The organism is Diaphorobacter nitroreducens, from assembly GCF_002214645.1.
In the GTDB taxonomy this organism is placed as follows: Bacteria; Pseudomonadota; Gammaproteobacteria; order Burkholderiales; family Burkholderiaceae_C; genus Diaphorobacter; species Diaphorobacter nitroreducens.
This window is the reverse complement of the sequence record NZ_CP016278.1, coordinates 2,205,979-2,218,406: the sequence shown is the minus strand read 5'-3', so window position 1 is coordinate 2,218,406 and position 12,428 is coordinate 2,205,979. Positions and strand designations below refer to the sequence as shown.

At 69.3% G+C, this 12,428-nt stretch carries 8 protein-coding genes; 5 read left to right on the top strand and 3 right to left on the bottom strand.

Going from position 1 to position 12,428, the window contains the following annotated elements; genetic code table 11:
• Positions 1-134 precede the first annotated feature (134 nt).
• Positions 135-407, bottom strand: coding sequence for a VF530 family protein (locus BA022_RS10335; RefSeq protein WP_088887451.1), 273 nt, complete (start codon positions 405-407; stop codon positions 135-137).
• A 109-nt stretch (positions 408-516) separates the two neighbouring features.
• Positions 517-1,431 carry a LysR family transcriptional regulator gene (locus BA022_RS10330; protein WP_088887450.1) on the bottom strand — a complete coding sequence of 305 codons (915 nt, stop codon included), beginning with the start codon at positions 1,429-1,431 and terminating at the stop codon, positions 517-519.
• A gap of 165 nt (positions 1,432-1,596) precedes the next feature.
• Between BA022_RS10330 and BA022_RS10325 the strand changes: the two genes are divergently transcribed.
• The 5 genes from BA022_RS10325 to BA022_RS10305 all read left to right on the top strand — a co-directional run bounded on the left by BA022_RS10325 (position 1,597) and on the right by BA022_RS10305 (position 10,206).
• Positions 1,597-2,436: an alpha/beta hydrolase gene (locus BA022_RS10325; RefSeq protein WP_015912669.1), complete on the top strand. Its 840-nt coding sequence runs from the start codon at positions 1,597-1,599 to the stop codon at positions 2,434-2,436.
• 224 nt (positions 2,437-2,660) lie between these two features.
• Complete coding sequence (locus tag BA022_RS10320) at positions 2,661-3,920, top strand: efflux RND transporter periplasmic adaptor subunit (RefSeq protein ID WP_187305960.1); 1,260 nt, start codon at positions 2,661-2,663, stop codon at positions 3,918-3,920.
• A 29-nt stretch (positions 3,921-3,949) separates the two neighbouring features.
• Positions 3,950-7,183, top strand: a complete 3,234-nt coding sequence (locus BA022_RS10315; protein WP_088887448.1) for an efflux RND transporter permease subunit — start codon at positions 3,950-3,952, stop codon at positions 7,181-7,183.
• Positions 7,184-7,197: 14 nt separating this feature from the next.
• Positions 7,198-8,634 (top strand): efflux transporter outer membrane subunit, encoded by a 1,437-nt coding sequence (locus BA022_RS10310; RefSeq protein WP_088887447.1) that lies wholly within the window; start codon positions 7,198-7,200, stop codon positions 8,632-8,634.
• A gap of 135 nt (positions 8,635-8,769) precedes the next feature.
• Complete coding sequence (locus tag BA022_RS10305; protein WP_088887446.1) at positions 8,770-10,206, top strand: NAD-dependent succinate-semialdehyde dehydrogenase; 1,437 nt, start codon at positions 8,770-8,772, stop codon at positions 10,204-10,206.
• 55 nt (positions 10,207-10,261) lie between these two features.
• On the opposite strand, the gene BA022_RS10300 is transcribed toward BA022_RS10305, so the two are convergent.
• Positions 10,262-12,415 (bottom strand): TonB-dependent siderophore receptor, encoded by a 2,154-nt coding sequence (locus tag BA022_RS10300; protein ID WP_088887445.1) that lies wholly within the window; start codon positions 12,413-12,415, stop codon positions 10,262-10,264.
• Positions 12,416-12,428: the final 13 nt, after the last annotated feature.

Here is a 12,428-nt window from a genome sequence, read left to right as displayed (position 1 = left end):
ACTGCCGGCGGCACCATGCCGTCCGTGGAGCCACTGTGCCGGCCCGCCCGTCGGCGTTCCAGCGCATTGCGACGAACCGCGCGCCGGCATGCGCCAGCTGCTGTGCACGTTCGCCAGTGCGGCCGTCCCCGCGGTCAACGCGATGCGTTGCGCCGCTGCTCGCGCAGCATGAACAGGTACAGGCCCTCGACCTTTTCGCGCGCCCATGGCGTCTTGCGCAGGAACTTGAGGCTGGAGGCGACGCTGGGGTCGCTCTGGAAGCAGCGCACGGGAATGCGGCTGGCCAGACCCTCCCAGCCGAAGTATTGCTGCAGCGCCACGACCATCGCCTCCAGCGTGATGCCGTGCAGCGGATTGCGGGGCTGTGCGGGTGGTTGTGGGGCGGGCGCTGCAGGTTGGTCGGTCATGGACGGCGAGCATACGCGCTTGCCGCTCACGAACGCTGGTTTGAAGGAAATTGCCCTCTAGCGCTTGTTTGGTAAGCGCCAACAGCTATTAAAAATATAGCAATTGCCTCTACTGGTGTTGCAGCAGCGGCTCGTTGGCAAACAGCTCCGCAGCCCAGTCGACGAAGGCGCGTACCTTGGCGCTCAGATGGCGGTTGGGCGGATACACCACGTACACGGGCAGCAGGGGGTGGGACCAGTCGGGCAGCACGCGCACGAGTTCGCCGCGCTCGAAGTGCTGCTGGGCCTGGAAGGTGGTGATCTGCCCCACGCCCTGGCCGGCGACGAGGGCGTTCAGATAGGCGTTGCTCTCGTTCACGGCCAAGTGAGAGGGGCCCGAGGTTTCGATCACCTCGCCGTCCTTGTGAAACTCCAGCGGGTAGCGGCGCGCCGAAACGGGCGAGAAGTAGATCACGGTGCGGTGGCTGCGCTCCAGGTCCAGCGGGTGCGCGGGCACGCCAAAGCGCTCCAGGTAGGCGGGCGCGGCCACGGTGATGAATTCCAGGTTGCCGATGCGCCGCGCCACCAGGGACTGGTCGGCCAGCTCGCCGCCGCGGATCACACAGTCGACGTTGTCGCCGATGAGGTCCACGGTGCGGTCGCTGACGCCCAGGTCGATCTGGATGTCGGGGTAGCGCTCCTGGAACTGCGCCAGGTTTGGCACGATGAGCAGCCGCGCCACCGACGATCCCACGTCCACGCGCAGACGTCCGCGCGGGTTGGCGCGCGCCTGGCTCATGCTGGCTTCGATGTCGTCGAAGTCGGCCAACAGGCGCACGGTGCGGTCGTAGAACGCGGCGCCGTCGGCCGTCACGGTGACGCGGCGCGTGGTGCGGTTGAGCAGCTTCACGCGCAGGCGCTCCTCCAGCGCCTGGACGTGCTTGGTCACGGTGCCCTTGGGCAGCTGCAGTGAATCGGCGGCGCGCGTGAAGGTGCCAGCTTCGACCACCCGCGCGAATATGCGCATGGCCTGTATCTGGTCCATGTGCTTCTCCTTCTCTTGTCCCTTGTGAGGCCGACGGATTTTCACACGCACCGTGCGCGCCGATTGTTCGGCATTCGGAAACAGTGCGGTGAAAGATGCACCATTTATCGGCGCTGCCCGCCTCGCTACATTTCCCATCAACCGGACTTGCCGGCCAGCCCAACCATGATCCAGAGCACCCGTCCCTCATCGCCCTCCCTCTGCACCGACACCACCATTGAGGTGGCCACGGAGCAGCAGGTGGCCGTGCGCATGTACGGACGCAAGAAAGCTGGCGAGACGTCGCCACTGGTGGTGCATTTCCATGGTGGCGCATTCGTGTCGGGTGACCTCGACAACGGTTGCACCGTGGGTGGGCTGCTGGAGGCCGCGGGCGCGCGGGTGGTGTCGGTGGCGTACCCGCTGGCACCGGCGCATCCGTTTCCCCAGCCGCTGGAGACTGGCTACGCCGTGCTCAAGTGGGCGTTCAAGCACCGCTCGCGCCTGGCGGGGCCGGGTGCGCTCGTGTATCTGGCGGGCGAGGAGGCGGGTGGCAATCTCGCGGCAGGCATCAGCATGATGGCGCGCGACCAGTCGCATCCACCGCTGGCCGGCCAGATCCTGCTGTCGCCCATGCTGGACCCCTGCGTGGGTACGCCGTCGCTGCGCGCCGCCACGGGCGAAGCCACGGCGTGCAAGTGGGCCGATGGCTGGCTGAAGTTTTTCCGCTGCGCGCGCGATGCCGAGCATCCCTACGCCGTGCCCGGTACCGCGCAGCGGCTGGCGGGGCTGCCGCCCACGCTGGTGCTGGTGGGCGACACCGATCCGCTGCGGGACGAGGCGCTGGCCTACGCCGCGCGCCTGGAAGCGGCGGGGCTTGCGGTCAAGCGGCATGTCTTCACCCAAGCAGCGCAGTGGCCCGACGCCCTGCTGCAACCCGGAACGAATCCCTGCCCCTGCGCGGTGCAGGTGCAGGAGCAGTTCCGGCTTTTCTTTGAGGCCACGCGATGTCCGGCATCGAGCTGAGCCTTGTGATCCAGCCCCTGTACGGGCTTTAGGGAGGAGCGAGGCGCCTGATCCTCACCCGCGGTGAGTTTCCGCGCGCCGAGCCCGCTCCAGCGCCAACCCGGCGTTCCCGCCGCCCCTGTTGTTCCGGCTTTGCGTGCCGGAGGAGAAAGCCTTGCCTGAATCTGCCGCCGCGCACTGCGAGCGGCCTGTCGTTGATTGCCGAAAGGCCTGGAGGAATCACCATGAATTCACCATTTTTCTCGTCGTCCCGTCGCCGCTGGTGGACCGCCGCCGGCGTGTCCCTTGCCGTGGCCGTAGCCGGGGGAGCCGTGCTGGGCCTGCAAAGTTCGCATGCCGAGGCGCCCGCCACCGGCACGGTCCCGCAGGTCATGCCGGTCTCGGTGGCGGCCGTGCTGCAGCAGGACATTGCGCTGTGGGACGAGTTCTCCGGCCGGCTGGAAGCCGTGCAGCGCGTGGACATTCGCCCCCGTGTGGCGGGCGCCGTGCAGGCGGTGCATTTCCGCGAGGGCGCACTGGTGAAGCAGGGCGACCTGCTCTTCACCGTGGACCCTGCGCCCTACGCGGCCGAGGTGGACCGTGCGGAGGCCCAGGTCGTCGCCGCGCAGGCCCGCGTGTCCTACACCCGCAGCGAGATGGAGCGCGCCACGCGCCTGTGGGAAGAGCGCGCCATTGCCCAGCGCGAGCACGACGAGCGTGCCAACGCCCAGCGCGAGGCCGAGGCCAACCTGCGCGCGGCCCAGGCGGCGCTGCAGACCGCGCGGCTGAACTTGGGCTACACGCAGGTGCGCGCGCCCGTCGCGGGGCGGGTGGGCCGCATCGAGGTCACGGTGGGCAACCTGGTGGCGGCGGGGGCCGGCGCGCCGGTGCTTACCACGCTGGTCTCGGTGAGCCCGATCTATGCGAGCTTCGACACTGACGAGCAGGTGGTTGCGCGTGCGCTGGAAGACCTGCGCACCAGCACGCGCTCCAGTGGCAACGCACGTGCCGCGGTGGACCGCATACCGGTGCAGATGGGCACGGGCACCACGGGTGGCACGCCGCACGTGGGGCACCTGCAACTCATCGACAACCAGGTGGACGCCCGCAGCGGCACGGTGCGCGTGCGCGCGGTGTTCGACAACGCCGACGGCACGCTCATGCCGGGCCAGTTCGCACGCATCCGCATGGGCCAGGCGCACCGCTCCTCGGCCGTGCTCATCAACGAGCGCGCCGTGGGCACGGACCAGAACAAGAAGTTCGTGATGGTGGTGGGCGAGGGCGACAAGGCCGAATACCGCGAAGTGCACCTGGGGGTGCACGTGGATGGGCTGCGCGTCGTCACCTCGGGCCTCAAGGCCGGCGAGCGCATTGTCGTGAATGGCCTGCAGCGCGTGCGCCCCGGCGTGCAGGTGGCGCCGCAGGAAGTGCCCATGGCCGCCAAGGCCGAACTGGACGGCAACGGCGCGCAGGCGCGCGCCACGCCCAAGCAGCCCGCTGCCTGAGGGGGGCGGCGCAACGAAGGACCTTCACCATGAACCTGTCCCGCTTCTTCATCGACCGCCCGATTTTCGCGGGCGTACTGTCGGTGCTCATCTTTCTTGCCGGGCTGATCGCGCTGCGCGCGCTGCCGATCTCGGAATACCCCGAGGTCGCGCCGCCCTCCGTGGTGGTGCGCGCCACCTACCCTGGCGCCAACCCCAAGGTGATCGCCGAGACCGTGGCCATGCCGCTGGAGGAATCCATCAACGGCGTGGAGGGCATGCTCTACATGGGCAGCCAGGCCACGACCGACGGCGTGATGACGCTCACCGTGACCTTTGCCCTGGGCACCGACCCGGACAAGGCGCAGCAACTGGTGCAAAACCGCGTCTCGCAGGCCGAGCCGCGGCTGCCGGAGGAGGTGCGCCGCTTGGGGCTGACCACGGTCAAGAGCGCACCCGACCTGACGATGGTCGTGCACATGGTCTCGCCCAACGGCCGCTACGACATCGACTACCTGCGCAACTACGCCGTGCTCAATGTGAAGGACCGCCTCGCGCGCATCCAGGGCGTGGGGCAGGTGCAGATCTTTGGCGGCGGCGACTACTCCATGCGCGTGTGGCTCGACCCGCAGAAGGTCGCGCAGCGCGGCCTCTCGGCCAGTGATGTGGTGGCCGCCATCCGCGGTCAGAACGTGCAGGCCGCGGCCGGCGTGGTGGGCGCATCGCCGGGCCTGCCGGGCGTGGACCTGCAGCTGTCCATCAACGCGCAGGGGCGCCTCACGACCGAGGAAGAGTTCGGCGACATCATCGTCAAGACCGGCGAGGATGGCGCGGTGACCCGTCTGCGCGACGTGGCCCGGCTGGAGCTGGGCGCGGCCGACTACGCGCTGCGTTCGCTACTCAACAACGACCCGGCCGTGGGCATGGGCGTGTTCCAGGCGCCGGGGTCCAACGCGCTGGACATTTCCACCAACGTGCGCGCCACCATGGCAGAGCTGCAAAAGAACATGCCCGAGGGCGTGGAGTTCCGCATCGCCTACGACCCCACGCAGTTCGTGCGGGCGTCGATCAAATCCGTCATCCAGACGCTGCTGGAAGCCGTGGCGCTGGTGGTGATCGTGGTGATCCTGTTCCTGCAGACCTGGCGCGCCTCCATCATTCCGCTGCTGGCCGTGCCGGTGTCGGTGGTGGGAACGTTCGCCGTGCTGCACCTGCTGGGCTTCTCGATCAACGCCTTGAGCCTGTTCGGACTGGTGCTGGCCATCGGCATCGTGGTGGACGACGCCATCGTGGTGGTGGAGAACGTGGAGCGCAACATCGAGGCAGGGCTGAGCCCGCGCGAGGCCACCTACCGCGCCATGCGCGAAGTGAGCGGGCCCATCATCGCCATCGCGCTGGTGCTGGTGGCGGTGTTCGTGCCGCTGGCGTTCATCAGCGGCCTGACCGGGCAGTTCTACCGCCAGTTCGCGGTGACCATCGCCATCTCCACGGTGATCTCTGCGATCAATTCGCTCACCCTGTCGCCAGCGTTGAGCGCGCTGCTGCTCAAGGGCCACCACGAGCCCAAGGATGCGCTCACGCGCGGCATGGACCGTGCGTTCGGCGGTTTCTTCCGCCGCTTCAACCACGTGTTCCACCGGGGCTCGCAGGCCTACAGCGGCGGCGTGCGCCGCGTGGTGGGGCGCAAGGCGCTGATGCTGGCCATTTACCTGGCCCTGGTGGGCGTCACCTGGGGCCTGTTCAAGGCCGTACCGGGCGGCTTTGTGCCGGCGCAGGACAAACAGTACCTGATCGGCTTTGCGCAGCTGCCCGACGGCGCCACGCTGGACCGTACCGACGACGTGATCCGCCGCATGGGTGAAATCATGAAGAAGAACCCCAACGTGGAAGACGCCATCGCGTTTCCGGGCCTGTCGATCAACGGCTTCACCAACAGCTCCAACGCGGGCATCGTGTTCGCCACGCTCAAGCCCTTCGCCGAGCGCACGCGCGCCGACCAGAGCGGTGGGGCGGTGGCCGGGCAGCTGAACCAGGCATTCGGCGGCATCCAGGATGCGTTCATCGCCATGTTCCCGCCGCCGCCGGTGGCGGGGCTGGGCACCACGGGCGGGTTCAAGCTGCAGATCGAGGACCGTGCGTCGCTGGGCTACGAGGCCATGGACGCGGCCGTGAAAGCCTTCATGGCCAAGGCATACCAGACGCCCGAGCTGACGGGCCTGTTCACGAGCTGGCAGGTCAACGTGCCGCAGCTCTATGCCGCCATCGATCGCACCAAGGCACGCCAGCTGGGCGTGCCGGTCACGGACATCTTCGATACGCTGCAGATCTACCTGGGCAGCCTGTATGCCAATGACTTCAACCAGTTCGGCCGCACCTACAGCGTGCGCGTGCAGGCCGACGCGGCCTTCCGTGCCCGCGCGGAAGACGTGGCGCTGCTGAAGGTACGCTCCACGACGGGCGAGATGGTGCCGCTGTCGGCGCTGATGAGGATCGAGCCCAGCTTCGGCCCCGAGCGTGCCATGCGCTACAACGGCTTCCTGTCGGCCGACGTGAACGGCGGTCCGGCGCCCGGCTACTCGTCGGGCCAGGCGCGGGCGGCGGTGGAGCGCATCGCCGCCGAGACGCTGCCCCAGGGCATCTCCTTCGAATGGACCGAGCTGACCTACCAGGAGATCCTGGCCGGCAACTCCGCGGTGCTGGTGTTCCCCATCGCCATCCTGCTGGTGTTCCTGGTGCTGGCCGCGCAGTACGAGAGCCTCACGCTGCCGATCGCCATCATCCTGATCGTGCCCATGGGCCTGTTGGCCGCCATGACGGGCGTTTGGCTCAGCGGCGGGGACAACAACGTGTTCACGCAGATCGGGCTCATCGTGCTGGTGGGACTGTCGGCCAAGAACGCCATCCTGATCGTGGAGTTTGCGCGCGAGCTGGAGTTTTCCGGCCGCACGCCGATGCAGGCCGCCATCGAGGCCAGCCGCCTGCGGCTGCGGCCCATCCTTATGACCTCGCTGGCCTTCGTGATGGGGGTGTTGCCCCTGGTGCTGTCCACTGGCGCGGGTTCCGAGATGCGCAGCGCGATGGGCGTGGCGGTGTTCGCCGGAATGATCGGGGTGACGGCCTTCGGCCTCTTCCTCACCCCCGTGTTCTACGTGGCGCTGCGCCGCATGGCCGGTAACCGGCCGCTGCAGCAGCACGGCAGCCATACCGCGCCATTGATCGAAGAGGCCGGCGCCGGCGGCGCGGCGCGTCCCCTGCCGGCCGCGCCGCGTGGACAGCACGAATGAAAAAGGAATTCCCCATGACGATGCTTTCCCTTGCTTTCCCCGCGCGGCTGGCGCCGCTGGCCGCGGCCCTGGTGCTGGCAGGCTGCATGGGCGCTCCGCTGGCGCCGCCGCCGGAACACGCGGGCGTTGCCGTGCCCGCCGCCTTCAGCGCAGCGGCGACGGAGGGTGCACCGGCCTGGACGACCGCGCCGCCCGCGGAGGCACAGCCCCGCGGCGCCTGGTGGCTGGGTTTTCAGGATCCGGTGCTGAGCGATCTGGTCGAACGCGCTGGTCAGGCCAATACCAGCGTGCAGGAGGCTGCGGCCCGGCTGGCCGAGGCGCGCGCGCTGCTGCGCTCGGCAGATGCAGAGCGCGCGCCCCAGGTGGGCGCCAACGCCGACGTCTCACGCCAGGCCGGTGTGACCACCACCAATGGCACGCAGCCTGCCACGCTCGCAACGGCGGGGCTGGGCGTGTCCTACGAGCTGGATCTGTTCGGCCGGCTGGCGCGCGCCAGCGATGCGGCGCGGCTGGACGCCCAGGCCCGCGCCGCGCTGCTGCAGAGCACGCGGCTGATGGTGCAGGCCGACGTGGCACAGACCTATCTGCAACTGCGTGCGCTGCAGGCGGAGCGCGCGCTGGTGGATGAGAGTCTGGAAGCCTACCGCGGCACTCTGTACCTCACGCAGCGCCGCTACCAGGCGGGCGACGTGGCGGAACTGGACGTGGCGCGCGTGCAGACGGAGGTGGCGGCCACCGAGTCCGAGGCACTGGCGCTGGAGCGCCAGCAGGCGCAGCTGCGGCATGCATTGGCCGTGCTGGTGGGCGACGTGGCCACGGGCTTCTCGCTGCCACCGGCGGCGGTCGAGGCCGCGCTGCCGGTGATTCCGCCCGGCGTGCCCAGCACGGTCCTGGCGCGCAGGCCCGATGTGTCTGCGGCCCAGGCCGCGGTGCTGGCGGCGCAGGCACGCGTGGGCGTGGCGCAGGCGGCGTGGTTTCCCGCGCTGGCACTCACGGGCAGCGCGGGCTTTGCATCGCCAGAGCTGGGCGATCTGTTCAAGTGGTCGGCGCGTTCGTGGGGCATTGGCATGCTGCTGTCGCTGCCGCTCTTCGATGGCGGCCAGCGCGCCGCCCAGGAGGAGGGTGCGCGCGCCCGGCTGGAAGGGGCGCTCGCCGCCCACCGCGGCCAGGTGCTCACGGCCTTTCGCGAGGTGGAAGACCAGCTCAGCGCGCTGCGCCTGCTGGCCGGCCAGGCGCAGGCACAGGACCGCGCCGTGCACTCTGCGGCGCGCGCTACGCAGCTGTCCGATTCGCGCTACCGCAACGGTCTGGTGAGCCAATTGGAGTTGCTGGATGCGCGCCGCAGCGAGCTGCGCAACCGCCGCCAGGCGCTACAGGTGCGCACAGCGCAGTACGTGGGCACGGTGGGGTTGGTGCGCGCGCTGGGCGGGGGTTGGGATACCACCAGCTGAGCGCGTGGGGATTCGCGCCCACGCGACTGCGCCGCGGGGCGTTGCACTCTATAGTGACCGGTTGCGGCCGGCGCGGGTCTTGCCCCTGCGCCTGGCGCCCGATTTTTCTTGACATGACATCCAGGAGCCCATTGCATGACCTATCCCGACACGCGCCTTTTCATCGCCGGCCAATGGCAGGACGCCGAGAGCGGCAAGACCATCGCCGTGCACAACCCGGCCACGGGCCAGGAAATCGGGCGGGTGGCGCATGCGGGCATTGCTGACCTGGACCGTGCGCTGGAGGCTGCGCAAAAGGGCTTCGAGGTGTGGCGCGACACGCCCGCCATCGAGCGCGCCAAGACCATGCGCCGGGCGGCCGCGCTGATGCGCGAGCGCGCCGATGCCATTGCAGCCATCCTCACGCAGGAGCAGGGCAAGCCCCGGGCCGAGGCGCGTGTCGAGGCCATGGCCGCGGCCGACATCATCGAGTGGTTTGCCGATGAGGGCATGCGCGTGTACGGCCGCATCGTGCCGTCGCGCAACCTCGCCGTGCGCCAGATGGTGGTGAAGGACCCGGTGGGGGTGGTGGCCGCGTTCACGCCCTGGAACTTCCCCATCAACCAGGTGGTGCGCAAACTGGGCGCGGCGCTGGCCGCGGGCTGCGCGGTGCTGGTCAAGGCGCCGGAGGAGACGCCCGCCAGCCCGGCCGAGCTGATCCGTGCATTTGCCGATGCCGGCGTGCCCGCCGGTGCGGTGGGCCTGGTGTACGGCAACCCGGCCGAGATCTCCAACTACCTGATCCCGCACCCCATCGTGCGCAAAGTCACATTCACCGGCTCCACCCCCGTGGGCAAGCAACTGGCGGGGCTGGCGGGCCAGCACATGAAGCGTGTGACCATGGAGTTGGGCGGCCACGCGCCGGTGATCGTCTGCGAGGACGCGGACATCGAACTGGCGGTCAAGGCCTCGGGCGGCGCCAAGTTCCGCAACGCGGGGCAGGTCTGCATCTCGCCCACGCGCTTTTTGGTGCACGAGAGCGTGCGCGCCGACTTCGTGGCCGCGCTCACGCGCCATGCCCAGGGCCTGAAGGTGGGTGACGGCCTGGCCGAGGGCACGCAGATGGGCCCGCTGGCCAACCCGCGCCGCGTGGCGGCCATGGCCGACCTGCTGGGCGATGCCGTGCAGCAGGGCGCCACGGTGCGCACGGGTGGCGAGCGGCTGGGCGAGGTGGGCAACTTCTTTGCGCCCACGGTGCTCGACAACGTACCCACACATGCACGCATCTTCAACGAGGAACCCTTCGGACCCGTCGCGGCCGTGCAGGGTTTCACGCAGCTCGAAGCGGCCATCGCCGAGGCCAACCGCCTCGCCTACGGCCTGGCGGGCTACGCGTTCACGCGCTCGCTCAAGAATGCCCACCTGCTGAGCCAGCGCGTCGAGGTGGGCATGCTGTGGGTCAACCAACCCGCGACGCCCTCGGCCGAGCTGCCGTTTGGCGGCATCAAGGATTCGGGCTACGGTTCCGAGGGCGGCCCCGAGGCGCTGGAGGCGTGCCTGAACACGCGAGCGATCTCCATCACCCACGTCTGACGCCGCCCTTCAGCACCACCAGCCCCGGCCTGCCGGGGCTTTTTTTACACCGCGCTCAGAAGCGGTAGGTGCCCGTCAGCAGCACGTTGCGGCGCTCGCCGTAGAAGCAGTCGCCGCGCGCCAGGCACTGGGTGATGTTGACCTTGTCCGTCAGGTTGTTGATGTTCAGCGCCAGACGCCAATCGCCCGCGTCGTAGGCCACCATGGCATCGGCCAGCAGCACCGACGGGGTGTCGATGGCCGGGGCGCCGGTCCACTGCGATCCGGTGTAGCGCACGCCGGCGCCCACCGTCCAGCCGCCGCGGCCCTGGGCCGCGAAGCGGTGCATGAGCCAGCTGGACGCCGTATGCCGCGGCACGCCCGCCACGCGCTGGCCCTGGTCGCCTGCGTTGCTGCGGCTGATGGTGGCGTCGGCATAGGCATAGCCCAGCGTCCAGTCCCAATGGCGCGCCAGGCTGGCGGTCATCTCGGCTTCGAGCCCCTTGATGGTGACCTCGCCGATCTGCAGGCTGTTGAGCGGGTTGCTCGGGTCGGTGGTCTTGCGGTTCTTCTCGCGCAGGTGGTAGAGCGCCGCAAAGGCCGAGATGCCGCGCCCTTCGGGCATCCACTTCACGCCGGCTTCCCACTGCTGGCCGCGCTGGGGTTTGTAGGGCGTGCCGTACACGTTGACGCCCCCCAGCGGTTGGAACGACTCTGAATAGCCCACATACGGTGCCCAGCCCCCTCCGGCCTGGTAGGTCAGGCCCAGGCGCTTGGTCCAGGCCTTGTCGTCCACCGCCGCGGCGGGGCGGCCTTCGGTGTCGGTCTTGGCGCGGTCATGGCGCAGGCCCAGCGTGGCGGTCCACGCACCCCAGCGCATCTGGTCCTGCAGGTACAGGCCCAACTGGCGCTGCGTCACGTCGGGCAGGGCCGTCAGGGCGGCGCTGCTGGGCGGGGTGAAGTTGCCGTACACCGGTGCATACACGTCGATGGCGGGCGCCACGGCGCGCCAATTGGACTGGCTGGTGTGGTTGCGTTGACCGTCCACGCCGACCAGCAGCGTGTGCTCCACCGCGCCCGCGCGCAGGCGCCCCTCCAGCTGCGTGTCGATGAGCAGCAGGCGGCTGGCGTTGCGTTGCCAGGCGGCGTCGCGCAGCACGGTGCGACCATTGGCGTCGAACACCGGACGCGCGGGTCGGCCGCTGGCGGCATTGGCAGTGAAGCTGGTGTAGAGCGTGCGGTAGTCCACGTCGCTCACGGTGCGGCGCAGGTTCTGGCGCAGCGTCCAGTCGCCGTTCAGGCGGTGGCTGAAGAGGTAGCCCCAGGAGGCGTTCTCGGTGTCGTAGGCGTCCCAGCCCGGCTCGCTGATGAAGGTGTTGGTGGGAATACGCCCGTAGGCACTCGGCAGCCGCGTGCCCTGCCAGGGGAAGAAGCCGATCAGCGAGCCGCTTTGGTCCTTCTGGTAGTGCGCCTGCAGCGTAAGCGAGGTGTCCGCGCTCGGCCGCCAGGTGAGCGATGGCGCGAACACCACGCGGTCATCGTCCACGTGGTCCACCTGCGTGCCGCTGTCGCGGCCCACGGCCACCAGGCGGTAGAGCCACTGGCCCTCGGCATCCAGCGGGCCGGTCAGGTCGGCGGCGATCTGCTTGCGCGCATGGCTGCCTACCTGCACCTGCACCTCGCGTTGGCGCTCGGCCAGCGGACGCTTGGACGTGAGGTTGAGCACGCCGCCCACGCTGCCCTGGCCGTAGAGCACCGAAGAGGGGCCGCGCAGGAATTCCACGCGCTCCAGCGTGTAGGGCTCTGCCTTGACATTGTTGTACGTGCCATAGGTGCGCAGCAGCCCGTCCAGGTACTGCGTCACATCGCCGCCGCGCGCCTTGAAACTGTCCACGCGGCTGTCGAAGTAGCTCGATACGATGCCCGCGCTGTAGCGCGTGGTCTCGCGCAGCGTCTGTACTCCCTGGGCTTCCATTTGGTCGCGCGTGACCACGCTGATGGCCTGGGGTGTCTCGATGAGCGGCGTGTCGGTCTTGGTGGCAGACAGCGCGCGGCGGGCCACGAAGCCCCGTACCGGTTCGGTGGCGCTTTGCTGCGCCGGGTCGGCGCTGATGGTGACCGCGGGCAGGGCGGCTTCGGTGGTCTGGGCATGCGCGGCGGCGCCGCACAGCAGCGCCACGGCGGCCTGTGCGGCGGCAGTGCGCGTGGCGGGGAAAGGGCGAAAGATCATGGTGCTATGAATA